A 26,993-nucleotide genomic window follows, 5' to 3' on the forward strand; every position below is an offset into this window, starting at 1 on the left:
TTCAGGCGGCCTCCAACCCGATGGCAATTCCCTGTCCCACGCCGATGCACATGGTGGCAAGCGCGCGTTTCCCCTCGCCCCGCGCCAGCGCGCGGGCGGCGGTGCCTGTGATCCGGGCGCCAGACATGCCCAGAGGATGACCAAGGGCAATGGCCCCGCCGCGTGGGTTCGCATGATCCGCGTCATCCGGCAGGCCCAGCCGCCGCAACACCGCCAGCGCCTGCGAGGCGAAGGCCTCGTTCAGTTCCACCAGGTCGAAATCCGCGGGCGTCAGCCCCTGCTGCGCACAAAGTTTTTCCGTCGCGGGTGCGGGCCCCATGCCCATGATGCGCGGCGCGACCCCGGCGGTGGCCCCGCCCGTGATCCGCGCCAAGGGCGTCAGCCCGTGGCGTTTCACCCCCGCCTCGGTCGCCAGGATCAACGCCGCCGCACCATCGTTGACACCAGAGGCATTGCCCGCCGTGACCGACCCGCCTTCACGGAAGGGGGCCGGCAGTTTGCCCAGCTTTTCCAAGGTCGAAGCGCGCGGATGCTCATCCGTGTCAAAGACCAGCGGGTCACCCCGCCGCTGCGGCACCTGCACCGGGATGATCTCTTCGCCCAGCACGCCCGAAGCGATGGCCGACGCCGCCCGTTCCTGCGAGCGCAGGGCAAAGGCGTCCTGGTCGACGCGCGAGATACCGAAATCGGCGGCCACATTCTCGGCCGTTTCGGGCATCGAGTCCGTCCCGTAGAGCCTCTGCATCACCGGGTTGATGAAGCGCCAGCCAATGGTCGTATCCTCGACGCTGGTGGCCCGCGAAAAGGCAGAGGGTGCCTTGGGCATGACAAAGGGCGCACGGCTCATGCTCTCGACCCCGCCGGCGATGGCCAGGTCACCCTCGCCCACGGCCAGCCGTCGCCAGGCCGCCAGCACCGCATCCATGCCGGAGCCGCAGAGCCGGTTGATCGTGGTGCCGGACACCGTCTCTGGCAAACCGGCCAGCAAGAGCGACATGCGCGCAACGCTGCGGTTGTCTTCGCCCGCCTGGTTGGCGCAGCCATAGATCACGTCCACCACCTCTGCCCAGTCCAGCGCTGGGTGGCGCTCCTGAAGCGCCTTCAACGGCAAGGCGCCAAGGTCATCGGCGCGGATACCGGACAGGCTGCCGCCATAGCGGCCGATGGGTGTTCGGATGTAATCGCAGATATAGACAGGCTGCATCATTGGCCCTCCGTCGGGATGTCGATCTGGTCGAGTGTCCGGGCAACCGGCCCGGCGCGGAAACCATGGCCCACGGCCTGCGCGAGGTCGGCCAGATCGGCCTCCAGCGCCGCGCGGTCCTGCCCGGCCGCCCAATACAGCGGCCCGCCACGCCAGCGGGGAAAGCCATATCCATTGGTCAGCACCACGTCGATGTCCGAGGCCCGCTGCGCGATCCCCTCGTCCAGCAGGCAGGCCGCCTCGTTCACGATTGCCGCCAGCAACTGTCGCTGGATTGTCTCGGCGTCATAGCTGCGCGGGGAAACCCCGGCGTCGGCACGCGCCGCCGCGATCAGGGCGGCGACCTCCGGGTCCGGCACGGGTTTGCCGCCTGAATGATCGTACCAGCCCTTTCCCGTCTTGCGGCCCAGCCGCCCGGCCTCGCAGAGGCGGTCGGGGATGGTGACATAGCGCGCCTTCGGGTCGCGTGTCGCGGCTTGCCGCTTGCGCATGGCCCAGGCGATATCCAGTCCCGACATGTCCGAGACCGCAAAGGGCCCCATCGCAAAGCCGAACGCCTTGGCGGCGGCATCCACCGCCTCGGGTGCGGCCCCATCCAGAACCAGCAGTTCGGCGCGTCGGCGATAGGCCGCATAGATCCGGTTGCCGACAAAGCCCTCTCCCACGCGGGCCACCACCGGCTGCTTGCCCAGCCTGCGGGCCAGCTTCAGCCCCGTTGCCAGAACGGCCTCCGAGGTAAGTTCGGCGCGGACCACCTCGAGCAGTTTCATCACGTCGGCGGGGCTGAAGAAATGCAGGCCGATCACGCGGTCGGGATGGGACAGGCCCTGCGCCATCTCGTCGATGTCCAGGTAGGACGTGTTGGTTGCCAGGATCGCATTGTCTGGCAGATGTTGTTCCAGGCTCGCCAGCAGCGCCGTCTTGACGGCCATGTCTTCAAAGACCGCCTCGATCACCAGGTCGCAGCCCGCCAGGCCCGCGTGGTCCACCGTGCCGGCGAGGGCCGCCTTGCGCCCCTCGGCCACCTCCTGCGACAGGCGCCCCGAGGCCACCTGGCGGTCGATCCCGGCCCTTGTCCGCTCCAGCGCGCTGGACAGCGCCTCCTGATCCCGTTCGACGAGGACCACCGGCAGGTCGGCGGCGAGGAAGGCGCGGGCAATCCCCTGCCCCATCGTCCCGCCGCCGACCACACCGACGCGGGTCACGTCGCGGGCCTGCGCCATGTCCAGACCATCGACAGAGGCCGCCTTGCGCTCGGCGAAGAAAAGATTGCGCAGGGCGAAGGCATCGTCGCTCAACCGCAGCCGATGAAAGACCGCGCGTTCCTCGGCAAGCGTCGCATCGGCATCACCACCAGAGGCGCGGACCAGCCGGATCGCCTCGGCCACGTTGGGCCTCTTGCCGCCGCGCGCCAGCATCTTGGTGGCCACGGCATCAATGGCCTCGGGCGTTTCCTCTGGCGGTGTCAGTTTCTTGGCAAGGCGCTTGCCGCGCCCCTCGGCCAGGATGGCAAATGCCGCTTGCAGCAGGTCCCCCTCGGCGATGGCGTCGATCAGCCCGATCTCCTGCGCCTCTTCGGCGGGGATGCGGGAGGCACGACAGATCAGGTCGATGGCGCGGGACTGGCCGACAAGGCACGGCAGGCGCTGCGTCCCGCCCGCGCCCGGGATGAAGCCCAGCGACACCTCCGGCAAACCGACCTTGGTGCCCGGCGCCGCGATCCGCCAGTCACAGCCCAGGGCCAGTTCCAACCCGCCGCCCAGCGCCACGCCGTGCAAGGCCGCGACCACGGGAAAGGGCGCCGCCTCGATACAGGCGATCATGTCCGGCAGTTCCGGCTGTTCCAGCGGACGGCCGAATTCGCGCAGGTCCGAGCCCGAGATGAACGTCCGGCCCGCGCCGATCAGGACCGCGCCCCGGGCGCCCGCCTCTTGCGCCGCCGCGATGCCGGCAACGACTCCGAGGCGCACGCCCAGCGATCCAGCGTTCACCGGCGGATTGTCGATCGTCAGGACGGCGATCCCGTCCTGCATGACGAAAGCGACCCGGCCCCGCGCTGCCGCCGGGTGGTCGGATGTGACCATCGTATTCACGTCTTCTGCCCTTTCGTAGGTCTCAGTCAGGCGTCCCGGCGCGCAGGGCGCGCATCCAGGGCACCATGATTGCCGCCACTTCGGCGGGCTTTTCGTCGGGCAGCGCGTGGCTGGCCCCGTCCACGGTCACCAGTTCGACCCGGGGGGCGAACTCGTGCAGGTAGAATTCGCGCCCATCTGCCGGGCGGAACGGGTCCTGCAGGCCGACGACGTCCAGGATCGGCGCCCGGCCCGAGGGCCACCAGCTGTCGCGGTCGGTCGCCGCACGGGCGGCCCTCTGCGCGCGCACCAGCTCTCCGGACCATCCCGACAGCCAGGGGCGCGGGTCGTGCCCCTCGGCGAAAAAGCCCAGTTGCAGCGCGGCGAGCCTGTCGGACTCTGGCGCCTCCGGGTCCATCGCAACCTCGATCGCGCGGGAGAGTTCCGGCGCCCATTTGCCGCCGCCCGCCGCCAGCAGCACGATCCCGTCAACCAGGTCCGGACGGTCCTGCGCCAGGGTCCGCGCGATCCAGCAACCGTAGGCATGACCGACGATCACCGCACCGCCCGGACCGGCCTCGGCCTGCAGCGCGGCGCCGGCATCGGCGGCCAGGTCGTGAAAGTCGATGCCGTCCAGCGCACCCGTGCTGCCGCCCGTGCCGCGCGGCCAGGGCAGCACAACGCGCAGACCGGCCTCCGCCAGATGCCCGGCCAGGTGGACAAAATCCTCTGGCCCGCGCCCCGTCGAGGCCACGAAGCAGAGCGTCACCGCCTCCGGGTCTTGCGACCCCGAGACCGCATAGGCGATACGCGCCTCTCCATTCGCAACCGTCTTGATCCGGCCCGGGACGTCCGTCGTCATCTCTGCCCTTTCCGTTCTGTCATTTCAGCGTCACGCGCAGGCGCGCGCTGTCGCCGCGATAGATCCCCTCGACCGCCAGGAACCGCTGCCCGGCCTCGTCGACCGCGACGCGCACGACCCGCGCCATAGGCTCTCCCAGTCGCACCGACAGTTCGTTTGCCACCGAGAGGTCGGCGCCGGTCACGGTCAGTTCCTGTTCCGCCGCCGCAATCGCCCGCCCCGGCACCGCCGAGGCCATCTGCATCGCGGTCATGGACGCCAGAGCGCCTTCCGGCAGGGCAGCATAGGCGCCCGCCTCGACATAGAGTCCGCCACCAGGAAGGCCGCGCCCTGCCGCCAGTGGCGGCGACGGATGCGGCGATATCGCGGGGCACTGACACCGGGCCAGTCGCCCTCGCTCAGGAAAGCGGGAGGCGGTGAGGGCACATCCTCCAGCACCTCGATCCGGCTGCTGTAGCGCGCGATCAGAAGGCCCGAGAAATCTGTGTTCACGGCGCACCAGGTGTCGCGTTCGGGGCGGCGTCGCACAAAGGTGCCCTTGGCGCGAAACCGCTCGATCAGCCCGTCCTCTTCGAGGATGTCCAGCGCCCGGCGCACCGTCACGGCGGCCACGCCGCAATCTGCGGCAAGTTCGGTGATCGTCGGGATGCGCTGATCCAGGGCCCATTCGCCCTGTTCGATCCGGCGGCGAAACATGCCCGCCAGTTGCAGGTAGCGCGATACCGCGCTCTTGTTCAGGGCCTCGGCGGTCGGGGTGGCAAGGGGGCGCGGCGCGTTCATGTCAGCGCGCGCAGCACCCTGCCCTCCAGCCAGTTGGCCACGTTTTCCACCGCCTCGCGGTAGTAGACGCGATAATTCTCTTGCGTGACGTAGCCGATGTGCGGCGTGGCCAGCACGTTGGTCAGGCGGCGATAGGCGTGGTCGGCAGGCAGCGGCTCGTGGTCGAAGACATCCAGCACGGCCCCACCGATCCGCTGGCCCTCCAGTGCCGCGATCAGCGCCGCCTCATCCACGATGGGGCCGCGCGAGGTGTTCACCAGTACCGCGTCAGGCCGCATCCGCCCCAACAGATCCGCGGACACCAGCCCCCGGGTGCCGTCCACCAGGGACAGCTGGATCGTGATGACATCGCTGGAGGCAAAGAGCCCGGGCAGGTCGACCGGTTCGATCCCCAGCGTTTCGGCCCGCGCCTCAAGGTCGCTGCGGGTCCAGCCGCAGACCTCCATCCCGAAGGCCTGGCCAAACCGCGCCATCTGGCGGCCCAGCTTGCCCAGCCCGACAATGCCCAGCCGCTTGTGCTGCAGCGACCGGCCCAGTCCGGTCTGCCAGGGGCCTCCGGCGCGGAAATTCGCGACTTCCTCGGGCAGTTGCCGCATGAAGGCCAACACCCCGCCCCAGGCCAGTTCCGCCGCAGGGTTCCCCGCGGCACCGGTACCGCAGACGGTGATGCCCAGGTCCGCCGCAGCCTGCAGGTCGATGCTGCGATTGCGCATGCCCGTCGTGACCAGCAGCTTGAGCCTCGGCAGCCGGCGCAGCAGGCTTGCCGGGAACGGCGTCCGTTCCCGCATCGCCACGATCACCGTGCAATCCGCCAATGCCCGCGCCACCGCGTCCTCGTCACCCAGGTGGGCATCGTAGCGGCGCAGGTTGATCCGTCCGTCCAGCGCGGACCAGTCGGCGCAGGCAAAGGCCGCGTCCTGATAGTCGTCGAGGATGGCACAGATGGGCAGGTCGGTCATGCTACACTCCGGGGTCTGGGTGGGCGGGCCGACCGGCAAGGGCCGGCCCGCGCGGGGTCACTTGCTAATGCCCTGGGAGACGGCCAGCGCCTTCCACTTGGTCAGCTCCTCGTCGACCTGCTGGGCAAAGCCCTCGGGCGTGCTCTGGAACAGGGTCCAGTCCAGCGGGGTGACGGTGGCGACGAACTCGGGGTTCTGCAGGGCCTCGTTCACGTCGGCGTTGATCTTGGCAACGATGGCCGGATCGGTACCGGCGGGGGCGAACATGCCCACCCACTGCTTGATCTCGAGATCCGGAAAGCCCAGTTCTGCGGTCGACGGCACGTCCGGCAATGCGTCGATGCGCTCGTTGCCCAGCACCGCCAGCGCCTTGACCTTGCCGGTCTTGAGGTTCTCACCGGCCGAGCTGATCGAAGAGCCGTAGATGTCGGTTTCCTTGGACAGGATCGACACGACTGCGGGGCCGCCGCCCTTGAAGTGCACCACGTCCACGTCGGCGCCACTGTCGGCGATGAACTTCTCGATGGCGAAATGCGTGGTCGTGCCCAGCCCCGCCGTGGCGGCGAACTTCGGCGCGTCCTTGCTCTGGGCGATGAAGTCCTCAAGCGTGTCGAAGCCGGAGTCTCCGTTTGTCACCAGGACGTAGGAGACGTGGCCGACATTGGCGACAGGCGCAAATGCCTCACGGGAATCGAAGGGCAGAGAGGTCTGGATTGCAGGGGCGGTCACAAAGGCCGAGGTGGTCACCAGCAGCGTGTGACCGTCGGGCTCCGCCTGGGCGACGATGGCCGTGCCCACCATCGACCCGCCGCCGGGGCGGTTGTCGATGACGATCGGCTGGCCCCATTTCTCTTCGAGATAGGGGGCAAGGTGGCGGGTGAACACGTCGGTGTTGCCTGAGGGCGAATAGGGAACGATGATCGTCACCGGTCCGGTGGGAAAGTCCTGTGCGGCCAGCGGCTGGGCCAGTCCCAGCGCCACGGCGGCTGCGGTCAGAATGGATTTCATGGGGTCTCCTCCTTGGTTGGATACGTTCGGGTCTTTGCGTCAAGTGGGCCTGTCTGTTGCCTCGGGGGTGTGATCCACCTCGCCCTCGGACAGCAGTTGACGCTTGCGGCTGCGTTCGGCGCTGACGACGCCCCAGATCAGCACGAGGCCGGTCAGCGCCATGATCGTCGCGCTGATGGGACGTTCGAAGAAGGTCATGAAGTCCCCCCGCGACAGCACCATCGCGCGGCGGAAATGCTCTTCCATCAGCGGCCCCAGGACAAAGCCCAGCAACAGCGGCGCACCCGGAAAGTGGAAGATCCGCATCAGGTAGCCCAGCACGCCGAAGGCAAAGACCATCCAGACGTTCAGCGGCGAAAAGCCCGAGGTGAAGGCGCCGATGCAGATGAAGGCCAGCACGGCGGGAAAGAGGATGTGATAGGGGATCGTCAGCATCCGCACCCAGACCCCGATCAGCGGAATGTTGAGCAGAAGCAGGATCAGGTTGCCGACCCAGAAGCTCATGATGAGGCCCCAGAACAGCTCTGGCTGCGAGGAAATCAGGTTCGGCCCCGGCGCGACGCCGTGGATCATCAGCACCCCCAGCATCAGGGCCATCGTGGCACTGCCGGGTACGCCCAGGCTCAGCGTCGGAATGAAGGCGGTCTGGTCGGCGGCATTGTTTGCGGCCTCGGGCGCCATGATCCCCTCGATCGCGCCCTTGCCAAAGCGTTCCGGCGTGCGCGAGATCCGCTTTTCGATGGCATAGGACAGGAAGGCGGCAATCGACGGGCCGGTGCCCGGAAGCGTGCCAAAGAACGAGCCCATCGAGGACCCGCGCAGCATCGGGAACCAGGACCGGCGCATCTCGTCCCGGCTGGGCTTGATCGCCTTCAGCTTCAGGCTTTCGGGGTCGATGTCGGCGGTCTTGACCCGGCGCACCGACATGATGATCTCGGCCACACCGAAGACCCCCATCGCCAGCGCAATCAGGCTGACGCCCTCCAGCAGGCCCAGAATGCCAAAGCTGAAGCGGACCGTGGCGCTTTGCGTGTCCATGCCGACCAGGCCGATGATGATGCCCAAAACGACCATCGCCAGCCCCTTGATGGCCGAGCCTTCGGAAATGGTCGAGGCCGCCACCAGCCCCATCAGCATCAGGGCGAAATATTCGGCCGATCCGAACTGTAGCGCGTATTCGGCGATGATCGGCGTGAACAGCGTCAGCAGGATGATCCCGAAGGACGCGCCAAAGAACGAGGCCACGGTGGTCATGAACAGGGCAACGCCGCCCCGCCCCTGTTTCGCCATCGGATAGCCGTCGAGGCAGGTCACGGCATTGGCGGGCGTGCCCGGCAGGTTCAGCAGGATCGAGGCGGTCGAACCGCCGTAGGTGGTGCCGTACCAGATGCCGGCCAGCATGATCAGCGCCGTGGTCGGCTCGAGGTGAAAGGTCAGCGGGAACAGCATCGAGATCGCCGCCAGCACGCCCAGGCCCGGGAACACCCCCACCAGCGTGCCCAGGAGGGCACCGAGAAAGCAGTAGAAGATGTTGGTCAGACTCAGTGCGACGCTGAAGCCCAGCCCGATATTGCTGAAGAAATCCATCAGAGCGGCCACCGGATCAGGGGAATGGGCAGGCCGAGGCCGACAACGAAGACAAGCGGCGCCATCAGGCACAGCGCCAGGCAAAGCAGCGCAAGGCTGACAGGCCGGATGCGCAGTTCCGCCAGGGACGAGATCACCACGATCGAGACGATGGCCGGGATCAGGCCCGCTGGCGCGATCAGCAGCGCAAAGCTGGCGACGCCGGCCAGGACGAAGAGCGGCGAAAAGACCCTGATGTCCGGGCGTTTGCCGGTGCGGCGCAGCGCCTGCAGCGCCAGCAGGATGCCCAGCCCGCCCAGCACGACACCGAGGATCGCCGGGAACATGCCCGGTCCCATGCGCTGCAGGGTGCCCAGCGGGTAGTGCTGGATGGCGACCAGGCTGACGCCCGCGCCCAGCGCAACCAGCAATAGCCCCCCGACCAGATCGGTGTAATCTATCCTGTACATCTGTCTCCCCTCCCGGCGACCGCCCCTCCGGCCGATGCATGCGGTTTGCCCCGGACTGCACATGAGCATGCGAATCCTGAACGCCGCCAATAAAGATAGAAATATAGCTTTTTGTCAAATAGCGTTTTCAAGGAAGCTCTCGTCCGGGCGGCACTTCAGAAAAAATCCATCAATATCAATTTAATAACCCCACACCCAACAGCACATCGCCATCGGACGCCACTCATTCTCAACGCTTCCGACGTATCGCACTGACACCGCGCCTGCATGAAGGTTCGACACAAACACGGCCCCCATTGAATCATTTTTATAGCTCTTTATACTCCCAGCAGAGACAACACCCGTCACGCCCACCACCACGGGCGCCCCGTTCCATCTCTGGAGGAAAGCGATGCGCATCTCCCCGGCGCTGCCGGTGCTCTTTCTTGCCGCGACCGCCGCGGGCTACCTGATGTCCCTCCTCGGGGCACCGCTCCCCTGGATGATCGGCCCGCTTGTCCTGACGGCGGCTGCAACGGCATCGGGACTGTTCACCGAACGGGTGCCGACCCGAATCCGCCCCTTAGGACAGATCACCGTCGCCACTTTCGTCGGCGCGCATTTCACGCCCGAGGCGCTGCACGCGCTCCTGGCCACCGCGCCCCTGCTGATTGCCGTCAGCCTCTGGGTGTTAATGGCGGCGATGCTGGTCGCCCGGCTGCAACGGCGGCTCTTTGGCGGCAGCCTGGTGGCCAATTTCCTCGCCGTCGTGCCGACCTCGCCGGTCGAGGCCGTGGTCATGGCCGAACACCACGGGGTGCCGACCGCTCCGGTCATCCTCTCCCAGACCCTGCGCATCGCGCTGGTGGTCACGGTCATCCCGATCCTGCTGTACGCCGGGACGGACGGCCTTGCCCCGTCCCCGGAGGCATTGCGCCGGGACGGCCTGACCGGCACCGCGCTTACGCTGGCGGGCGCTCTGCTGGGTCCTGTGCTCTTTCGCGCCATCCGCCTGGCCAACCCCTACTTCCTTGGCCCGCTCTTCATGGCGGCGCTGATTTCCTCGCTGGACCTGCCCGCCTTCGACATGCCCGGACCGCTGCTGGCCGCCGCGCAGATCGTGCTGGGCACCTGGCTGGGCGGGGCCTTTCGGCGCGAGCTGCTGGGCGGTCCGCTTCTGGGGTCCGCGCTTTTGTCCTCGGGCCTGCTGCTGGCGACCTGCGGCCTGGGCGCCTGGGCGCTGTCGCGGGTCTTTGGCGCGCCCTTTGCCACGGTCATGCTGGGCATCGCGCCCGGGGGCGTGACCGAAATGGCCTTGACCGCCGGCATCCTGGCCCAGGACGTGGCGCTGGTCACGGCCATGCACCTCACCCGCATCTTCGTCATCATGCCCAACGCGGGCTGGATCGCGCGGCTTTCGAACCGCGCCGATGCCTCTGCCCACCGCGACACCGGGCGCTGACCCGGAAAAGGAGACCCCAATGCCCCGAGCCTTTAACGGCCTGCGCGTCATCGACGCAACCCATGTGCTTGCCGGCCCCTTCGCCTCGTACCAACTGGCCGTTCTGGGCGCCGACGTCATCAAGATCGATCGCCCGGACGACCCCGACCAGGTGCGCATCCAAGGCCCCGACAGGGCGCTGAACGACGCGGGCATGGGTACAACCTACCTGGCACAAGGCGCCAACAAGCGGTCTCTGGCGCTTGATCTCAAGACAGAGGACGGGCGCGCGGCCCTGCGCGCCCTTCTGAAGACGGCGGATGTCTTCGTGCAGAACTACCGGCCCGGCGCGCTGGAGGCCCTGGGGCTGGGCTATGACGACATGGCGGCGCTGAATCCGCGGCTGGTATACTGCTCTGTCTCTGCCTTCGGACACGATGGCCCACGGCGCGAGGAAACCGGCTATGACAACGTGTTCCAGGCGATTTCCGGCCTGATGGCCGCGACGGGCACACCCGAGGTCGCACCGCTCAAGACCGGGGCGCCGGTGGTTGACTATTCGACCGGCTACATGACCGCCTTCGCGATCGCCGCCGCCCTGTTCCAGCGCAGCCAGACCGGGGTTGGCCAGCATGTCGACCTGGCCATGTTCGACGCCACGCTGATGCTGATGAGCACCCATGTCACCGCCCTGACCGCCGCCGGCAAGGCGCCCCGCCCCGAGGGCAACCGCTATGCCGTGGCGGGCCTGGGCACCTATGATTGCGTCGAGGGCAAGCTGATGCTGGGCGCCGCCAACCTGCGACAGCAGAAACGCCTGTGGGAGGCATTGGACCACCCCGAGATGGTCAAGCACTCGAACAACGAACGCTTTGACGACTACGACCGCGAAGAGGCGCTGCTGGCGCGCATCCTCGCCACGCGCAGCGCCGCCGAGTGGGAGGTATTCCTGCGCGACCATCGCGTTCCCGCAGGCCGCGTGCGCGGGCTGGACGAGGCCCTGGCCGATCCGCAGCTGGATCATCGCGGCGTTCTGCACGAGCTGGACGCCCCCGAGGGACGCGAGGGAACCTACAAGGTGCCGGTCGCGCCCTTCCTGATGTCTGCCGGAAATCCCGCCATCGACCGCGCCCCCCCGCGCATCGGAGAGCATTCCGCCGAAGTGCTGGCCGAGGCGGGCTTTGATGCCGCCGCGATCGCGCGGATGTTCGAAAGCGGAGCGGCGGCAAAACCCGGGTGACGGGGACAGCGCCCCCGGATTGCGCCCGGCCTGAACATGCTAAGCGGCGGCACCGGCCGCCCCGCTATTCTCATTTCTTCTTCATCGCCGCGAGCAGGGCATCGCCCAGAGCGCCCTGTCCCCCGGACTTGCCCCCGGATTGACCACCCGACTGGCCACCGCCTTGACGGCCGCCATGCTTGGGCGGGCGCCCCTTGCCACCGGCGCCGGCGGTCTTGCCCTTTGGCCCGGAGTCGCGACCGGAAGCCTGTCGATCCCCGCCGTCCTTGCGCATCGACAGGCCGATCCGCTTGCGCGGAATATCCACCTCCGTCACGCGTACGCGCACCACGTCCCCGGCCTTGACCACCTCGTGCGGGTCTTTGACGAAACGGTCTGCCAGCTGGCTGACATGCACCAGACCGTCCTGATGCACGCCCACGTCGACAAAGGCGCCAAAGGCCGCGACATTCGTCACCGTCCCTTCCAGCATCATGCCCGGCTTGAGGTCCTTGATGTCCTCGACCCCGTCGGCAAAGCTGGCGGTCTTGAACTCGGGGCGCGGGTCGCGACCCGGTTTTTCCAGTTCCGACAAGATGTCCTGCACCGTCGGCAGGCCAAACCGGTCGTCCACGAAATCTTCGGCCCGCAAGCCGCGCAAAGACGCGGGCTGACCCATGATCTGGCGAATGTCGCGCCCGCAGGCCGAGACGATCCGGCGCGCCACGTCGTAGGCCTCGGGGTGGACCGAAGAGGCATCCAGCGGCTCTTCCCCTTCGCGGATGCGCAGGAAGCCCGCGCATTGTTCAAACGCCTTGGGGCCAAGGCCCGCGACCTTGAGCAGCGCTTTGCGCGAAGGGAATGCCCCTGTCGCGTCACGATGGGCCACGATGGCCTCTGCCAGGCGCGGACCCAGGCCGGCCACATGTGCCAGCAAGGGTGCCGAAGCGATGTTCAGATCGACCCCGACGGCGTTCACCGCGTCCTCGACCACCGCCTCCAGCGCCTGCGCAAGGCGGCGCTGGTCGACATCGTGCTGATACTGGCCCACGCCGATGCTTTCGGGCGTGATCTTGACCAGTTCGGCCAGCGGATCCTGCAGACGCCGGGCGATGGACACCGCCCCGCGCAGGGAGACGTCCAGGTCGGGGAACTCTTTCGCGGCCAGTTCCGAGGCCGAGTAGACCGACGCGCCGGCCTCCGACACGACGACCTTTGTGGGCTTCGGTCCCTCGATCAGTTTCAGCGTGTCGGCCACCATGCGCTCGGTCTCGCGGCTGGCGGTGCCGTTGCCGATGGCGATCAGCTCGACCCCGTGCTTCTTGACCATGCGGGCAATCGCCTCCTGCGCGCCGCGCAGGTCCATCCGCGGCTGGAAAGGGTAAAGCGTCGCCGTCTCGACCAGCTTGCCGGTGGCATCGACCACGGCCGCCTTGACCCCCGTCCGGATGCCCGGGTCCAGGCCCAGCGTCGGGCGGTTGCCCGCAGGCGCGGCCAGCAGCAGGTCCTTGAGGTTGCGGGCAAAGACGCCAATCGCCTCTTCGTGCGCGCGGCGGCGCAGGTCGGTCAGCAGGTCGACATACATCGACAGCGACAGCTTGACCCGCCAGGTCCAGCCAGCAGCCGTGCGCAGCCACTGATCGCCCGGACCGTCGCCGGGAATGCCGATGGCGGTGCAGACGATGCCGACGGCGCGGGTCGCGCCCTCTTCGCCCTCGGGCGCGATCTCGATGGTCACCACTTCTTCCTTGGCCGCGCGCAGGATGGCCAGCGCCCGGTGACCGGGGATCTTGGCCCAGCTTTCGCGGTGGTCGAAGTAGTCGCTGAACTTGGCGCCGGCCTCTTCCTTGCCCGGCTGCACCCGCGCCGTGATGACCGCCTCGCGCATCATGTAGTCACGCAGCCGCCCCAGCAGGTCGGCGTTCTCGGTCAGCTCTTCGGCCAGGATGTCGCGTGCCCCTTCCAGCGCGGCCTTGACCGTCTCGACCGCCTCACCGGTATAGCCCTCGGCCAGCTTGGCCGGGTCCGCACCCCGGTTTTCCTCGATAGCACGCAAGAGCGGCTCGAGCCCGTTTTCGCGTGCGATCATCGCCTTGGTGCGCCGCTTGGGCTTGTAGGGCAGATAGATGTCTTCCAGCGTCGCCTTCGTGTCGGCCTGCGCGATGGCGCGGGCCAGGTCGTCGGTCAGCTTGCCCTGCCCCTTGATCGAATCGAGGATCGTTGCGCGCCGCGCCTCCATCTCGCGCAGATAGGTCAGGCGGTCGGCCAGGGTGCGCAGTTGGGTGTCGTCCAGGCCGCCGGTCACCTCCTTGCGGTAACGGGCGACGAAGGGCACCGTCGCCCCTTCGTCCAGCAGCCCGACCGCTGCGGTAACCTGTGCCGCGCTGGCGGCGATCTCGGTGGCGATGGTGCGGGCGATGCGGTCGGCGGTGGTGCTCACGTGCGTCCTCCAGGTCTGCGGTACGCCGTCTTAGCCAAGCGCGCGGGCCTCGCCAAGGGTGATCGCCGCGCGCGGCCAAGATCGCGGATTTATGCCGGACCGGATCAGGGCGCCGTGAGGTAGTCGGCCGAGACATAGCCCGTGACCGCGGGCGCATCGGCAAGCGAGACCCGGCACCAAAGCTGCCCCAGTTCGGTCACGCAATCGCGGCGCACCAGCACGGTTCCGTCCGGCAGGCCCAGCTTGACCTTGTAGCCCAGCCCCGGCCCGTAGCGCAGTTTCAACAGCTCGTCCGGGCCTGCGCCCTTGACCACGGTGCGTCCGCCCGTCACGCCACTGCAACCGGCGGCCAGCAAAAGGGCGCCAAATATCGCGAGTTTCTGTCTGCTCATGTTCCGGCCTCTGTCGTTTCTTGTTGTTCCCTCCTTGCCGTGCCCGGCAGGGGGTCGCAACAGGATCACGCTTTTTCAGGCCGGGGTCGAGTCCCCCATGCCCTCGCCGGGCGGCGGCCTCAGGCGGCCGCCGCTTTTGCCTCCTTCCGGACCCGCGCGTCGGCCTTTCGCGCGCGGGGGAAGAAGCTGTAGTAGAACACCGGCGCCGCGACCAGCGTCAGGACAGAGGCAAAGCCGAGGCCGCCCATGATCGTCACCGCCATCGAGGCAAAGAAGGCGTCCGACAGCAGCGGAATCATGCCCAGGATCGTCGTCGCGGCGGCCAGGACCACCGGCCGCAGACGCGAGGTGGAGGCATCCAGGACCGCCTTGCGGAACGGCACGCCCTCGGCCCGGACCAGGTCGATCTCCTCGACCAGGACGATGCCGTTCTTGATCAGCATGCCCGACAGGCTGAGCAGGCCCAGAAGCGCGGTGAAGGAGAACGGCAGACCAGTGCCCAACAGGCCCAGCGCAACGCCGTTCACGCTCATCGGGACCAGCAGCCAGATGATGACCGGCTGGCGGATCGTTCCGAACAGCAGGACGGAAATCAGCACCATGATGATCAGGGACAGCGGCAACTGCTTGCCCAGCGAGGACTGTGCCTCGGTCGAGCTTTCGTATTCCCCGCCCCACTCCAGGACATAGCCCTCTGGCAGTTCGATGGCCTCGACCGCACCACGCACCTGGGCAAAGACGCTGGAGGCGTTCACTCCCGCCGGCACACCCGCCTGGACAGAAATCGTCGGCACCCGGTCACGCCGCACCAGGAAGGTGTTCTGCGCTTCCCAGGCGAAGCCATCGGTGATCTGCGCCACCGGGATATAGGTCCCTGCCGCCGCCGAATAGACCGGCAGGTCGACAAGGTGGCCCGCGCCTTCGCTTTGGGCCGTATCGGTGCGCATCACGATCGGGATCAGGCGGTCGCCCTCGCGGTAATTGCCGACCGGCAGGCCATCGGTGCCCAGTTTCAGCGCCTGGGCGAGGGCCTCGCGGGTGACGCCCGCCGCCTTGGCGCGTTCGTCGGCAAAGCGTGGCACGATCACCAGTTCCCGTTCGCGCCAGTCCGTCCGCAGGTCCTGCAACTGGTCGGAGGCGCCAAGCAGCGCGGCCTCTGCCTGTTCCGCCAGTTGACGCAGCACCACCGGGTCTGGCCCCGAAAAGCGCGCCGCGATGGGCGCGCCGCCGCCGGGACCAAAGGCCAGCCGTTCGGTGCGGAACTCGCCCGAGGTCAGCCTGCTGCGGCCAAAGGTTTCCAGATCGGCGCGCAATTGCGGGATCTGCTCAAGGCTCTCGGCCCGGATGATCAGGTGGCCGTAGGTCGGCAGGGCCTCTTCGGGGGCATAAGTCAGCATGAAGCGCGTCGCGCCACCGCCGATGAAGGTCGCGACCGAGGTGACATCGTCACGTTCCGCCAGCCAGTTTTCCAGCAGGGTCATGTCGTCGGACACCTGGTGGATGCTAGATCCCTGCGGCAGCTTGTAATGGACGTAGAACAGCGGCGTGTTCGAGTCCGGAAAGAACTGCTGCTTGACCTGGCCAAAGCCGATGTAACACAGGACGGTCACACCGATCAGCGCCAGGATGACGAGGTGGCGCAGGGTAAGCGCCGCAGACAGAACCGCCCGGTAGGCCCGGAACAGCGGCCCGCCGTAGTGGTCCGCATCGTCCCCCGATCCGACCTTGAAGAAGTAATGCGCCAAGAGCGGCGTCGCCGTGATCGCCAGGATCCAGGACAGCAGCAGCGAAATCCCGATCACCGCAAACAGCGAGAACAGGAATTCCCCGGTCGCGTCCGGCGACAATCCGATCCCGGCAAAGGCCATGATGCCGATCACGGTCGCGCCCAGCAGAGGCGTCTGGGTTTTCTTGGCAACGTCCTCGGCGGCATCGCGGGCGGATTTGCCCTTGGCCATGTCGCCCTGCATGCCCTCGGCCACGACGATGGCGTTGTCCACCAGCATCCCCATCGCGATGATCAGCGCCCCCAGCGAAATCCGCTCCATCTCGATCCCGAAGATCGCCATCAGGAACACCGTCCCCACGACGGTCAACAGCAGCGTCGCGCCGACGACCACGGCCGCCCGCCATCCCATGAAAAGCGCCAGCACAATGACCACGATGGCCACCGACATCGCCAGGTTCAGCAAAAAGGCGTTCGAGGCCTCGTCAACCACGACATGCTGTTGATAGATCGGGTGCAGTTCGACCCCTGCGGGCACGTCGCGCATGATCTCGGCCAGCCGCGCGTCCACGCTTTTGCCGACTTCGACGATGTTCAGAGCGGCCTTGCCTGCGACACCCAGCGTAAAGGCTTCCTGTCCCTGGAAGCGGATGATCTCGTTGGGGTCGGTGACGCGCGACCGCGTGACCGTCGCGATGTCCAGAAGGTCGATTACGTCGCCACCGACGCCGATGGTCAGGTTGGCGATGTCCAGGACCGTGTCGCTGCCGCCGGGCGCCTGCAGGCGGACCTCCTGCGCCGGGTAGGACACGCTGCCCGCCGGGGTGCGGGTGTCGGTGCTGGACAATGCCGCGCCGATGCTGTCCGGCGCGATCCCCAGGTTGGTGACAATGGAGGTGCGCGCATCGACGTAGATCGCCTCGGACGGCAATCCGGCCACGGCCACGTCGGCCACCCCGTCCACCGCCAGCAGTTCGCGGCGCAGGTATTCCGAGATCTCATGCACTTCGGCATCGGTGAACCCCGGCGCCGTCACCGCGTAGAACACGCCGAACACGTCACCGAAAGTGTCGTTGACGATAGGCTGCCCCGCTTCGGGCGGCAGGCTGCGCCGGGCATCCTCGACCCGGTTGCGCAGCTTGGTCCAGATGGCGGGCAGTTCGGTGCCGTCGTAGGTGGATTCAATATTGACCGAGATCCGGCTGACACCCGGCTTGTTGGACGAGGTGATGAAGTCGATCTCGCCCATCTTCTGGATCTCGGACTCGATGGGTTCCGAGACCTCGCGCGCCACCTGCTCGGCGGAGGCGCCGGGGTATTGCGTGATGATGATGGCGTTCTTGATCGTGAAGGCGGGATCTTCGAGACGGCCGATCGTGGAGAAGCCCCAGATGCCGCCCAGTAGACAGCCCAGCATGAGGATCCAGGTGATCAGCGCCTTGTCGATGGAGGCGCGCGCGATGGACATGGGCTTACTCTCCGATCCGGGTGAAGGGGCGCACGGACTGGCCGTCGCGCAACTGCGACGCGCCGGTCATGACGATCTTCGTCCCGTCGGCGGGTCCCTCCATCATGTAGAGCTTGCCGTCGTCATGCAGTTCGATCCTGACCGGGGTGCGCCGCACCGTGCCATCCTGAAAGACCATGACAGAGGCCTTGCCGGCCGCATCGTAGACCAGCGCCGTGGCGGGCAGGATCACGCCGTCTGGCGCGGCACCTTCGAGCGTTGCAAAGACGGTCACGGATGCGCCTGGAAAGACGAAATCGCCGGGGCTTTCGGCAAAGCCAAGGGTGATACGGTAAGTCTGGCCAACACTGGATGTTTCCGTCTCGAACTCGCGCATTTCCAGCGGGTACATGGCGTTGTCCCCGGGGAATTGGGCAACAAAGGTCACGTCCGCCTTGTCACCCGCCTGACGAAACAGCACCTCCGGCACCTGGATGTCGACGCGCAGTTCCGAGACATCGTGCAGCCGGACCACAGGCGTTCCCGGAGAGACCGTCTGGAAATTCGCCACCAGCCGCCGCGCGACAAGCGCGTCGAACGGCGCCTTCAGGGTGGCATGTTCCAGGTCATCCTGAGCGCTTTCCAGCGCGATCTCGGCCAGGCGCAGCTGGGTTTCGGCATCGCGGACCTGGACGGCGGACACCGCCTGCCCGCTCAAGCTCTCAAAGCGTTCCGCGTCCCGCTGCGCCTTGTCGTAATTTACCTGCGCCTGCGCCACGGCCCGCTCGTAGCCGGAAATATCCAGTTGCGCGACCAGCTCGCCTTTCGGCTTGGACGTGCCTTCTTCGGCTTCGAGGATCTCGAGCTGCCCCCCCACCTGAAAGGCAAGATCGACGGTCTGGCGCGCCGTCACCTGGCCAAAGAACTGGCGGCGTTGCACGACCGGGCGCGACGACAGCTCCATCAGCTTGACGGGTTTCGGCGTGTCGGGAACAGCCTGATCCTGGGCCGCAACGGCGATGGGAAGGATCAGGGCAACGAGGGCAAGAACGGAAACAAGTTGGCGCATGGTGCTTTTTTCTGTCGAAAGGATGGGCAGGCTGCCTGCAGGTAGGCGACAGGACCGAAAAAAGCAAACCGTTTAGTTCAGTTTTTGACAAAAGGAGGCGCGCGCCGCAGGAAAACGCGTCACCAAGATGCATTTTTCGGATTTCACCGGCCCGCGCAAAGCGCCCAGTTCGAATCGACGGCGTGCAGCAGGCACGCGCACCGGGGCAGCAAGGGCTTGCCCGCCCCCTGCCCCGGTTCCTCTCGTTCAGTCGAGAAACGCTTTCTCGACCACGAAATGACGAGGCGCGGAATTGGCGCCTTCCTCCAGCCCATGCGCCTCGCACAGGCCGATGATGTCCTTGTTGAGGGCGAGGTTGCCGCAGATCATCACGCGATCCTCTTCTGGCGTCCAGGCCGGCAGGTCCAGCGCCGCAAAGACGCGTCCGTCGCGGATGTGATCGCTGATCCGGCCCTCGATGTCGGACGGATCGCGGGTGGTCGTGGGATAATACCGCAACTTGTCGCCAACCAGTTCCCCGATCAGCGGATCGTCCGGCAGGGCGGAAACGATTTCTGCGCCATAGGCCAGCTCGGCCCTCGTGCGACAGGTATGGGCAACGATCACCTGATCATAGCTTTCCCAGGTCTCCGGATCGCGCAAAAGCGAGGCAAAAGGGGCAATCCCCGTCCCGGTGCAGATCATCCAAAGCCGCTTGCCCGGCAAGAGCGCGTCCAGCACCAGCGTCCCCACGGGCTTGGGCCGCAGGATGAGCTGGTCGCCGCTCTCGATCTTTTGCAGGCGAGAGGTCAGCGGACCGTCGGGCACCTTGATCGAATAGAACTCCAGCTCGTCATCCCAAGAGGGTGAGGCGATGGAATAGGCGCGCAAGAGCGGCTTTTCCCGCCCGGTTTTCGCATCGGCCTGCATCAGGCCGATCATGACGAACTCACCCGAGCGAAAGCGCAGGCTGCGCGGGCGTGTGACGCGAAAGGAAAACAGCGTGTCACTCCAATGCGTGACCGCCGTCACCGTTTGTGCATCGGGCAGGATCTTTGCGGGGGTTGCGATGTTCATGGCGCGTCTCCTCAGGCGTCTTCGGTGGCGGGGTTTTCGGAAAACTGGCTGGCCAGCTTGTCGGGCTTGCCGTCCATCTCATCCGCGCTCGGCAGCGGCTCCTTCGCCTCAAGGATCACGGGCCAGAGCGCCGCGTACTTGGCGTTGAAAGCCACCCATTTCTCCATGTCGCCTTCGGTATCGGCGCGAATCGCATCGGCGGGACACTCGGGTTCGCAGACACCGCAGTCGATGCATTCCTCGGGGTCGATCACCAGCATGTTCTCGCCCTCGTAAAAGCAATCCACGGGGCAGACCTCGACGCAATCGGTGTATTTGCAGGCGATGCAATTGTCTGTGACGACATAGGTCATTGGGGGCGTTCCTCTCTGTTGCCCCTCTGGATTGCCGCAACGCAGCGCACCCGTCCGTCAACTAATTGCTATTTCCCGACCCCCCATTTCGGCAGCCTGTCCATAGCACGACAGGAGTGAAAAAATGATCGAACAGATGATGACGGATGCCGGCGGTACACGCCTGACGGTGACCTGGGAAGATGGCGGGCAAAGCCATCTCTCGGCCGGGACGCTGCGCGTAAACGCCCGGGATGCATGGACAAAACGGGAAATAATCGACACCGGCACCGTCACCTTGGCGCCCGGACTGACGATCACCGGCATTCACCCGGTAGGCGGCTATGGCGTGAACCTCTGGTTTTCTGACGGGCATGACAAGGCGATCTTCCCTTTCGTCTACCTGCGCGAACTTTCCGACACCCACGACAACTAATTGACATAACCCGCGCTGCACTGCGGCGCAGGCTGATCCCGACACAGAATTCAAGGAGCCCCTGGCATGGACGAGATTCTCGACGGTCTGACCCAGATCGACTGCGACATCCTGGTGATCGGCGGCGGCACCGCCGGACCGATGGCCGCGCTCAAGGCCAAGAAGAAAAACCCCAAGGCCAACGTAGTGCTGCTGGACAAGGCCAACGTGAAACGCTCGGGCGCAATCTCGATGGGCATGGACGGGCTGAACAACTCGGTCATCCCGGGCTATGCCACGCCAGAGCAGTACACCAAGGAAATCACCGTCGCCAATGACGGCATATGCGACCAGGCGGCGGTCTACCGATATGCCTCGGAATGTTATGGCATCATCCAGGAACTGGATGATTTCGGCATCCGTTTCCAAAAGGACCAGAACGGCGAATACGACGTCAAGAAGGTGCACCATATCGGCACCTACGTCTTGCCGATGCCGAACGGCGACACGGTCAAGAAGGCGCTCTATCGCCAGCTGCGCAAGGCGCGCATCAACATCGTCAACCGCTACATGGCCACTCGCCTGCTGACCGGCGAGGGCCGCATCGCGGGCGCGGTCTGCGTCAACACGCGCACGGCGGAATTCCTGGTGGTGCGGGCCAAGGCCGTCATCATGGGGCTGGGCGCCGCCGGGCGGCTGGGCCTGCCGACCTCGGGCTATCTCTATGGCACCTATGAGAACGCGTCGAACTCTGGCGAGGGCTATGCGATGGCCTACCACGCGGGCGCCGGTCTGGCGAACCTGGAGTGTTACCAGATCAACCCGCTGATCAAGGATTACAACGGTCCGGCATGCGCCTATGTCGCCGGTCCGATGGGCGGCTACACCGCCAACGCGCAGGGCGAACGCTTTATCGAGTGCGACTACTGGTCGGGCCAGATGATGCAGGAGTTTTACGACGAACTGCAGGGCGGCAAGGGGCCGGTCTATCTCAAGCTCAACCACCTGGCAGAGGAAACGATCAGCGAGATCGAGCGCGTTTTGCACATCGTCGAACGCCCGACCCGCGGGCATTTCCACAAGGGCCGCGGCACCGACTACCGCAAGCAGATGATCGAGATGCACATCTCGGAAATCGGCTTCTGCTCGGGGCACTCCGCCTCCGGCGTCTTTGTCGATGAACACGCACGGACGACGATCCCCGGCCTCTACGCGGCGGGTGACATGGCGAACGTGCCGCACAACTACATGCTGGGGGCCTTCACCAACGGGGCGTTCGCCGGTCTCGATGCCGCCGATTTCATCGCCGACGTGGATTTCGCCGCCTTCGACGAGGCCGAGGTCGAAACAGAGCGCACCCGCGTCCTGGCGCCCACCAAGCGCGACGATGGCATCCCGCCCAACCAGATCGAATACAAGACCCGCCGCCTGGTGAACGACTACCTGCAACCGCCCAAGGTGACGGCCAAGATGGAACTGGCCCAGCAACGTTTCGAAGAGGTCCGCGAGGACATGGAACAGGGCATGTACGTCCGCGACTCTCACGAGCTGATGCGCGCGCTCGAGGCCTCCTCGATCCTGGATTGCGCCGACATGGCGGCCAGTGCCTCTCTCTACCGCACCGAAAGCCGCTGGGGTCTTTACCACAACCGCGTGGAATACGACCGCGATGACGAGAACTGGTTCTGCCACACGATCCTGACCAAGGGCGACGACGGCAAGCCGGCGCACCGCAAGCAGGAGGTGAAACCCTACATCGTCGAAATCGCCGAGGACGAGAAGGACGCCTACAACAACCAGCGCGTCGGTGCCTCGGTCGCGGCCGAATAACGAACAGAAGGAGACAGACAGATGCCTCTCGCCCAGACCGCGACCACCGTTCCCGTCACCGTGAATGCCGATCTCTGCATCGCCGACAAGGGCTGCACCGTCTGCGTGGATGTCTGCCCGCTCGACGTGCTGCGCATCGCCGAGACCGAGGACGGATCCAAGACGGCCTACATGAAATACGACGAGTGCTGGTACTGCATGCCCTGCGAGGCCGACTGCCCCACGGGCGCCGTCACCGTGAACCTTCCCTACCTGCTGAAGTGAGGACAAAGATGAGCGGACTTTTCGAAGATTTCGACGACATCGCGGACCTCGCCGAGGGGCTGGACGACCCGGTGCCCGGCGCGCGGATCATGGCGGTGATCGACCTGACCGACAGCGCCGATCCGGCGGCTATCCCCTACCTCGCCCGCGCCATTGCCGACGAGGACGCCGGCGTGCGCAAGCAGGCCGCGCAGGGGCTGACCGATTTCGACGGGCCCGAGGTCGCCGCGGCCCTGGTTTCGGCGCTAACCGATCCTGACCCGGCAGTTGTGGCCGCGGCCTCCGTTTCCCTGACCGAACTCAAGGACCCGACGTCCGGGGATGCGATCCTGCCGCACCTGGGGGACGCGAACGAGGTCAAGCTGACCGCCTGCCTCGCCGGGATCAAGGAGTTGCGTCGGCCAGAGGCCATGACGCCCGCCGTCGCCGCGCTGAAACACACTGCCCCCGGTGTGCGGGCGCAGGCGGTTGGCGTGATCGGCTGGCTGCAGGACGAAACCTCCCTGCCCGCGCTGCAGGAGGCCGCGCATGATACGGATGTCAACGTGCGGCGCACGGCGCTGGCGGCAATGGGGTTCTCGCAGTCCGAGGCCGCGCAATCGGCCCTGATCGCCGCCCTGACAGACCCGGAATGGATCGTGCGCGAGGCCGCGGCGGAAACACTGGCGAAGTCCGGCGGTCCGTCCTGCATCCCTGCCCTGCGCGGCGCCCTGGCCGACGACTACTGGCAGGTGCGGCTGAAGGCCGTGCGGTCGCTGGGCAAGCTGGGCGCGACCGAGGCGGCGATGGAAATCGCCCCGATGATGGACCTGCCCGTGCCCAACCTGCGCAAGGAATGCGCCGCAGTTCTGGGCGAACTCGCTGTGCCGGCGACGGCCTCGTACCTGAAGAAATATGCCGACGACAACGACCCGGATGTGCGCAAGAACGTGCGTTGGGCGCTGGAGCGCATGGCCGCCTGAACAGGCACGTTCCCACTGAAATCGCTGCATTTTTAATCCTCCCGGGCATCGCTCCCCGGGGGGTATTCGCGCATCCGAACTTCAAACCAAGTTACTGATATAAAACGATAATTTTATATGCGATTCGCAGATCGGCGGTCCGAATTGCGGCGCCTTAGCGGTCATCGGCCGCAAATCAAGCACAAAAAGAGGGCAATCCGGAAATCCGGTCAGAAAGCACCCCCTCGACCTTTTACAGGGCGCATCGAAGGGCCGGATACTGCTGGAGGAACGATCGACGACTTCTCGGAAACTCACAGGAGAGACGTGATGAAGACCTTCCTCAAGACCACCCTTACGAGTACAGCCCTGGTCCCCCTCGCATTCGCGGCATGGGCCGAAGAGATCACGATTGCGATCGGGCACCAGTCGATGTGCACAGACACCTACACGGCGGGCATCGTCGTCAAGGAACTCGGCCTGCTGGAAAAATACCTACCCACGGATGGCGAATATGCCGACGCGGAATGGAACATCACCTGGTCCGATTATAGCTCTGGCGGGCCGATCACCAACCAGATGCTGGCCAACAAGCTGAACATCGGCGTCATGGGCGACTATCCCCTGATCGTGAACGGCGCCAAGTTCCAGGAAACCGACAGCCTGCGGTCGATCTATGTCGCGGGCACCGGCTATAACCTCAAGGGGTCGGGCAATGCCATCGTCGTCCCGGTCGAGAGCGACATCTATTCCATCGACCAGCTGCGCGGCAAATCCGTCTCGACGCCGGTCGGCTCCGCCGCCTGGGGCATGTTGCTGAAGGCGATGCAGGACAACGACATGCCCGCGGGCGAATACGTCCTGAAGAACCAGAGCCCCGCCGTGGGCGCGGCCAATATCGCGGCTGGCAAGATCGACGCGCACAGCGATTTCTGCCCCTGGTCCGAGATCATGGAATTCCGGGGCACGGGTCGCAAGATCTATGACGGCTCCGAGGCTGGCGTGCCCTACCTGCACGGCGTCGTCGTCCGCGAGGATTTTGCCGAAGAGTATCCCGAGGTCGTCGAGGCCTTCCTGAAGGCCGTGATCGAGGCGGGCGAGTGGATCCGCGAGGATCCGATGCGCGCCGTGACCGAGATGGAGACCTGGACCGGGGTCGAGAAAGAGGTTCTGTACCTCTACTTCTCCAAGGGCGGGCACCTGACGCTGGATCCGACGATCAAGGCAGAATGGGTCGATGCGCTGAAATTCGACCACGGCGTCCTGGTGCGCGAAAAGGCAATCCCGCCGCTGGATTTCGACGCCTGGATCACCGAGGACTACATCAAGGCCGCCTACGCCGACATGGGGCTGGACTACGAGGCCGACAAGGCCGCGACGGTCGATCCGAAAGAGGCCAACGCCGGCCTGCCAGCCGAGATCTGGCATGCGCGTGACGGCGTCTCGACCTATGAGACCATGCCCGAGTTCCTTGCCGCCGTGGCCGCGATGCGGGGCACCGGGGCCAAGCTGAACGCCACCTATGTCTACGACAGCGAAACCGGGCTGAAGCTCTTTGGCAAGACCGCCTTCTGGGTCAAGGCCGGCGAGGATTACGCCACCTTCCTGCGCAAGGGCGAGGCCGAGACCTATGCCGCAAGCCATTCGGGCGAGGTCATCACCTTCGACGCCGCCATCGCGGATTTCACCTCCGAGGGCTGACCCCTCCCCCTCCAGAAAAGGCCCGGGGCGGACGTTCCGCCCCGGGTACGCAGCAAGCTCCACCGGAGGCAAGCCATGTCCCAAGCGCTGAAGACGACCGAAACCCCGCCCGTAAACGCCACGCCGGAACCGGCAGTTGTGGCCAGCCCAGCGCCGCCACCGGCCGGGCCAACCCTTCGCCTGCCACGGATCAGCGCCGCGCAACTGGGCAATCTGGGGCTGGTCGCGCTTTCGCTGACGCTGGGCGTGCTGGCCTGGCACCTGCTGACCGCCAACAACGTGGATTTCTACATCAACTTCCAGAATGTCCCCTCGCCCTGGCGCGTCTTCGACGCCTTCGTGACGCATGTGCAGACCGGGATCTTCTGGACCCATATCGGCGTCTCGATGCGCCGTATCCTGATCAGCTATTCGCTGGCCTGCGCCCTTGGCATCGGGATCGGCCTGGTGATGGGACGATCGCGCCTCGCCCGGGCGCTGATCATGCCCTACATCGAGGTCGTACGCCCCATTCCCGCCGTGGCCTGGATACCGCTGGCGATCCTGATGTGGCCGACCGAGGAAAGCTCGATCATCTACATCACCTTCCTTGGCGCGCTCTTTCCCATCGTGCTGAACACCCTGCACGGAGTCGAACAGACGCCCGAGGTGCTGGTGCGGGCCACGCAGTCGCTGGGTGCCTCGCGCTGGAACGTGTTCCGGCATGTGGTCATCCCGGCCGCCCTGCCCTCGATCGCGGCGGGTCTGGCCATCGGCATGGGGGTCAGCTGGTTCTCGCTTTTGGCCGGAGAGATCATCTCGGGGCAGTACGGCATCGGCTATTTCACCTGGAACGCCTACAGCCTGATCAACTACCAGGACATCGTCGTCGGCATGCTGGTGATCGGGTTCCTCGGCACCGGCTCGACCGCGGCGGTCAAGCTGCTGACCGCGCCGATGCTGGCCTGGCAGAAACGGACGCGGTGATGGCCCTGCTCACCATCATCGCGGGCGAGATCCGCCAGCGCTGGCGACACATGCTGCTCTGGGGCGTCCTCTTCGCCCTGCTGCACCAGGTCGCCATGTTCGCCGCGCTCCTGCTGCGGTTCCGCGCCTGGCCCAATTACGTCACCTTCTACGACTGGCCCGGCAACGTGCGGCACATCATCCGGTCCACGCCATCGGTGCGCGACATGGTCGGGATCATCCGCGAAGAGTGGCTGATCGAGATCGGGCGCATGAACTACGACTACGGCACCGGCATTTCCGAGTGGAGCCTGAACATCATGCCCTCGCGCCTGCTGGTGCTGTGCCTGCTGGGCGCGATGGTGGGGCTGGCCGTCTCGCTCTTGCACCGGACGGCCTGCGCCGCTCCGGCCCGCAATAGCCTCAGGGCGACTACCGGGCTGGGCGCCTTTCTCGTGGCGCTGACCAACGTCACGATGAGCTGGGTCGTCTGCTGCGCCACGCCCTCGTGGGTTGTCGGCCTGGCGATGCTCGGCCTCGGCACCTCGACCTCATTGGCGCTGGAACGTTCCGGCCCGCTGCTGTCGGTTCTGGGCTTCGGCCTGCTGACGGCGCTGATCCTCTACCTCGCGTGGCGCAAATCGCGCCCCGCTCAACAGTCAAAGGGAGTCCCGGCCCATGCTTGATATCCTCAAATTCAAGGCCCCTCAGCAACGCGATGACATCGGCAAGGGCCGCATCGAGGTCAAGGACGTCTCGATCACCTTCGGCAAGGGCAAATCGGCCTACCGCGCAACCGAGACCACCGACATCACCATCGAGGCGGGCGAATTCGTCTGCATCCTGGGGCCGTCCGGCTGCGGCAAGTCCACGCT

At 66.1% G+C, this 26,993-nt stretch carries 25 protein-coding genes; 10 read left to right on the plus strand and 15 right to left on the minus strand.

Translation table 11 applies throughout. The features are described 5' to 3' along the window. Position 1: 1 nt before the first annotated feature. From pcaF to PVW46_RS10475, 9 genes are read right to left on the minus strand one after another with little or no spacing between them, the layout of a single operon-like run. A complete protein-coding gene (pcaF, locus tag PVW46_RS10435; protein WP_069208673.1) occupies positions 2-1,204 on the minus strand; it encodes a 3-oxoadipyl-CoA thiolase in 1,203 nt (400 codons plus the stop codon). Continuing rightward, positions 1,204-3,288: a 3-hydroxyacyl-CoA dehydrogenase NAD-binding domain-containing protein gene (locus tag PVW46_RS10440; protein ID WP_274575871.1), complete on the minus strand. Its 2,085-nt coding sequence runs from the start codon at positions 3,286-3,288 to the stop codon at positions 1,204-1,206. The genes pcaF and PVW46_RS10440 overlap by 1 nt, the downstream gene beginning before the upstream one ends. Positions 3,289-3,319: 31 nt before the next feature. Continuing rightward, entirely contained in the window at positions 3,320-4,138 is an 819-nt protein-coding gene (locus tag PVW46_RS10445; RefSeq protein ID WP_069208618.1) for an alpha/beta fold hydrolase, read from the minus strand. Positions 4,139-4,157: 19 nt separating this feature from the next. Continuing rightward, positions 4,158-4,391 (minus strand): UTRA domain-containing protein, encoded by a 234-nt coding sequence (locus tag PVW46_RS10450; protein WP_274575874.1) that lies wholly within the window; start codon positions 4,389-4,391, stop codon positions 4,158-4,160. Beyond that, complete coding sequence (locus PVW46_RS10455) at positions 4,388-4,918, minus strand: GntR family transcriptional regulator (protein WP_274575875.1); 531 nt, start codon at positions 4,916-4,918, stop codon at positions 4,388-4,390. Before PVW46_RS10455 ends, PVW46_RS10450 begins: the two co-directional genes overlap by 4 nt. After that, complete coding sequence (locus PVW46_RS10460; RefSeq protein ID WP_069208617.1) at positions 4,915-5,877, minus strand: D-2-hydroxyacid dehydrogenase family protein; 963 nt, start codon at positions 5,875-5,877, stop codon at positions 4,915-4,917. Before PVW46_RS10460 ends, PVW46_RS10455 begins: the two co-directional genes overlap by 4 nt. A 57-nt stretch (positions 5,878-5,934) precedes the next feature. Further along, entirely contained in the window at positions 5,935-6,885 is a 951-nt protein-coding gene (locus PVW46_RS10465; protein ID WP_069208616.1) for a Bug family tripartite tricarboxylate transporter substrate binding protein, read from the minus strand. A gap of 39 nt (positions 6,886-6,924) precedes the next feature. Continuing rightward, positions 6,925-8,472 (minus strand): tripartite tricarboxylate transporter permease, encoded by a 1,548-nt coding sequence (locus PVW46_RS10470; RefSeq protein WP_069208615.1) that lies wholly within the window; start codon positions 8,470-8,472, stop codon positions 6,925-6,927. Then, positions 8,472-8,921, minus strand: a complete 450-nt coding sequence (locus PVW46_RS10475; RefSeq protein ID WP_069208614.1) for a tripartite tricarboxylate transporter TctB family protein — start codon at positions 8,919-8,921, stop codon at positions 8,472-8,474. The genes PVW46_RS10470 and PVW46_RS10475 overlap by 1 nt, the downstream gene beginning before the upstream one ends. Before the next feature lie 391 nt (positions 8,922-9,312). Here PVW46_RS10475 and PVW46_RS10480 point away from each other — a divergent pair, with 391 nt between their 5' ends. Together PVW46_RS10480 and PVW46_RS10485 are read left to right on the plus strand one after the other, a co-directional pair. Next, positions 9,313-10,362 carry an AbrB family transcriptional regulator gene (locus tag PVW46_RS10480; protein WP_069208613.1) on the plus strand — a complete coding sequence of 350 codons (1,050 nt, stop codon included), beginning with the start codon at positions 9,313-9,315 and terminating at the stop codon, positions 10,360-10,362. A gap of 19 nt (positions 10,363-10,381) precedes the next feature. Then, positions 10,382-11,581: a CaiB/BaiF CoA transferase family protein gene (locus PVW46_RS10485; protein ID WP_083242212.1), complete on the plus strand. Its 1,200-nt coding sequence runs from the start codon at positions 10,382-10,384 to the stop codon at positions 11,579-11,581. A gap of 70 nt (positions 11,582-11,651) precedes the next feature. On the opposite strand, the gene PVW46_RS10490 is transcribed toward PVW46_RS10485, so the two are convergent. The 6 genes from PVW46_RS10490 to fdxA form a co-directional block, all read right to left on the minus strand. Continuing rightward, positions 11,652-14,000, minus strand: coding sequence for a Tex family protein (locus PVW46_RS10490; RefSeq protein WP_069208612.1), 2,349 nt, complete (start codon positions 13,998-14,000; stop codon positions 11,652-11,654). A gap of 104 nt (positions 14,001-14,104) precedes the next feature. Continuing rightward, entirely contained in the window at positions 14,105-14,392 is a 288-nt protein-coding gene (locus tag PVW46_RS10495; RefSeq protein WP_043144813.1) for an SH3 domain-containing protein, read from the minus strand. Between the two features lie 119 nt (positions 14,393-14,511). Continuing rightward, positions 14,512-17,586, minus strand: coding sequence for an efflux RND transporter permease subunit (locus PVW46_RS10500; RefSeq protein ID WP_274575884.1), 3,075 nt, complete (start codon positions 17,584-17,586; stop codon positions 14,512-14,514). 4 nt (positions 17,587-17,590) lie between these two features. Then, positions 17,591-18,634, minus strand: a complete 1,044-nt coding sequence (locus PVW46_RS10505; RefSeq protein WP_069208610.1) for an efflux RND transporter periplasmic adaptor subunit — start codon at positions 18,632-18,634, stop codon at positions 17,591-17,593. Positions 18,635-18,880: 246 nt separating this feature from the next. After that, positions 18,881-19,690, minus strand: a complete 810-nt coding sequence (locus tag PVW46_RS10510) for a ferredoxin--NADP reductase (RefSeq protein WP_069208609.1) — start codon at positions 19,688-19,690, stop codon at positions 18,881-18,883. Between the two features lie 11 nt (positions 19,691-19,701). Continuing rightward, a complete protein-coding gene (fdxA, locus tag PVW46_RS10515) occupies positions 19,702-20,043 on the minus strand; it encodes a ferredoxin FdxA (RefSeq protein ID WP_043144809.1) in 342 nt (113 codons plus the stop codon). Positions 20,044-20,167: 124 nt separating this feature from the next. Between fdxA and PVW46_RS10520 the strand changes: the two genes are divergently transcribed. The 8 genes from PVW46_RS10520 to PVW46_RS10555 form a co-directional block, all read left to right on the plus strand. Then, positions 20,168-20,458: a DUF971 domain-containing protein gene (locus PVW46_RS10520; RefSeq protein ID WP_069208608.1), complete on the plus strand. Its 291-nt coding sequence runs from the start codon at positions 20,168-20,170 to the stop codon at positions 20,456-20,458. 66 nt (positions 20,459-20,524) lie between these two features. Then, on the plus strand, positions 20,525-22,267 hold the full coding sequence (locus PVW46_RS10525; protein WP_069208607.1) for a fumarate reductase/succinate dehydrogenase flavoprotein subunit: 1,743 nt from the start codon (positions 20,525-20,527) through the stop codon (positions 22,265-22,267). A gap of 21 nt (positions 22,268-22,288) precedes the next feature. Then, complete coding sequence (locus PVW46_RS10530) at positions 22,289-22,531, plus strand: 4Fe-4S dicluster domain-containing protein (RefSeq protein WP_043144807.1); 243 nt, start codon at positions 22,289-22,291, stop codon at positions 22,529-22,531. A gap of 8 nt (positions 22,532-22,539) precedes the next feature. Continuing rightward, positions 22,540-23,493 (plus strand): HEAT repeat domain-containing protein, encoded by a 954-nt coding sequence (locus PVW46_RS10535; protein ID WP_069208606.1) that lies wholly within the window; start codon positions 22,540-22,542, stop codon positions 23,491-23,493. A gap of 309 nt (positions 23,494-23,802) precedes the next feature. Next, complete coding sequence (locus PVW46_RS10540; protein ID WP_043144805.1) at positions 23,803-25,173, plus strand: ABC transporter substrate-binding protein; 1,371 nt, start codon at positions 23,803-23,805, stop codon at positions 25,171-25,173. 75 nt (positions 25,174-25,248) lie between these two features. Then, on the plus strand, positions 25,249-26,139 hold the full coding sequence (locus PVW46_RS10545) for an ABC transporter permease (RefSeq protein ID WP_069086716.1): 891 nt from the start codon (positions 25,249-25,251) through the stop codon (positions 26,137-26,139). Then, entirely contained in the window at positions 26,139-26,804 is a 666-nt protein-coding gene (locus PVW46_RS10550; protein WP_069208605.1) for a hypothetical protein, read from the plus strand. Before PVW46_RS10545 ends, PVW46_RS10550 begins: the two co-directional genes overlap by 1 nt. Next, positions 26,797-26,993, plus strand: a 197-nt coding sequence (locus PVW46_RS10555; protein WP_274575890.1) for an ATP-binding cassette domain-containing protein, incomplete at its 3' end; no start/stop codon positions are given. The genes PVW46_RS10550 and PVW46_RS10555, both read left to right, overlap by 8 nt.

The sequence above is a fragment of the Mameliella sp. AT18 genome (assembly GCF_028807275.1).
Lineage (GTDB): Bacteria > Pseudomonadota > Alphaproteobacteria > Rhodobacterales > Rhodobacteraceae > Antarctobacter > Antarctobacter albus.

Bases quoted from the DNA above. Each gene is read 5' to 3' on its own strand.
- PVW46_RS10480 (WP_069208613.1), top strand. From the start codon at position 9,313: ATGCGCATCTCCCCGGCGCTGCCGGTGCTCTTTCTTGCCGCGACCGCC.
- PVW46_RS10440 (WP_274575871.1), bottom strand. From the start codon at position 3,288: ATGGTCACATCCGACCACCCGGCGGCAGCGCGGGGCCGGGTCGCTTTC.
- PVW46_RS10475 (WP_069208614.1), bottom strand. From the start codon at position 8,921: ATGTACAGGATAGATTACACCGATCTGGTCGGGGGGCTATTGCTGGTT.
- PVW46_RS10450 (WP_274575874.1), bottom strand. From the start codon at position 4,391: ATGACCGCGATGCAGATGGCCTCGGCGGTGCCGGGGCGGGCGATTGCG.
- PVW46_RS10495 (WP_043144813.1), bottom strand. From the start codon at position 14,392: ATGAGCAGACAGAAACTCGCGATATTTGGCGCCCTTTTGCTGGCCGCC.
- PVW46_RS10520 (WP_069208608.1), top strand. From the start codon at position 20,168: ATGATCGAACAGATGATGACGGATGCCGGCGGTACACGCCTGACGGTG.
- PVW46_RS10535 (WP_069208606.1), top strand. From the start codon at position 22,540: ATGAGCGGACTTTTCGAAGATTTCGACGACATCGCGGACCTCGCCGAG.
- PVW46_RS10530 (WP_043144807.1), top strand. From the start codon at position 22,289: ATGCCTCTCGCCCAGACCGCGACCACCGTTCCCGTCACCGTGAATGCC.
- PVW46_RS10460 (WP_069208617.1), bottom strand. From the start codon at position 5,877: ATGACCGACCTGCCCATCTGTGCCATCCTCGACGACTATCAGGACGCG.
- pcaF (WP_069208673.1), bottom strand. From the start codon at position 1,204: ATGCAGCCTGTCTATATCTGCGATTACATCCGAACACCCATCGGCCGC.
- PVW46_RS10485 (WP_083242212.1), top strand. From the start codon at position 10,382: ATGCCCCGAGCCTTTAACGGCCTGCGCGTCATCGACGCAACCCATGTG.
- PVW46_RS10510 (WP_069208609.1), bottom strand. From the start codon at position 19,690: ATGAACATCGCAACCCCCGCAAAGATCCTGCCCGATGCACAAACGGTG.
- PVW46_RS10445 (WP_069208618.1), bottom strand. From the start codon at position 4,138: ATGACGACGGACGTCCCGGGCCGGATCAAGACGGTTGCGAATGGAGAG.
- PVW46_RS10550 (WP_069208605.1), top strand. From the start codon at position 26,139: ATGGCCCTGCTCACCATCATCGCGGGCGAGATCCGCCAGCGCTGGCGA.
- PVW46_RS10525 (WP_069208607.1), top strand. From the start codon at position 20,525: ATGGACGAGATTCTCGACGGTCTGACCCAGATCGACTGCGACATCCTG.
- PVW46_RS10465 (WP_069208616.1), bottom strand. From the start codon at position 6,885: ATGAAATCCATTCTGACCGCAGCCGCCGTGGCGCTGGGACTGGCCCAG.
- PVW46_RS10455 (WP_274575875.1), bottom strand. From the start codon at position 4,918: ATGAACGCGCCGCGCCCCCTTGCCACCCCGACCGCCGAGGCCCTGAAC.
- PVW46_RS10470 (WP_069208615.1), bottom strand. From the start codon at position 8,472: ATGGATTTCTTCAGCAATATCGGGCTGGGCTTCAGCGTCGCACTGAGT.
- PVW46_RS10505 (WP_069208610.1), bottom strand. From the start codon at position 18,634: ATGCGCCAACTTGTTTCCGTTCTTGCCCTCGTTGCCCTGATCCTTCCC.
- PVW46_RS10540 (WP_043144805.1), top strand. From the start codon at position 23,803: ATGAAGACCTTCCTCAAGACCACCCTTACGAGTACAGCCCTGGTCCCC.
- fdxA (WP_043144809.1), bottom strand. From the start codon at position 20,043: ATGACCTATGTCGTCACAGACAATTGCATCGCCTGCAAATACACCGAT.
- PVW46_RS10545 (WP_069086716.1), top strand. From the start codon at position 25,249: ATGTCCCAAGCGCTGAAGACGACCGAAACCCCGCCCGTAAACGCCACG.
- PVW46_RS10500 (WP_274575884.1), bottom strand. From the start codon at position 17,586: ATGTCCATCGCGCGCGCCTCCATCGACAAGGCGCTGATCACCTGGATC.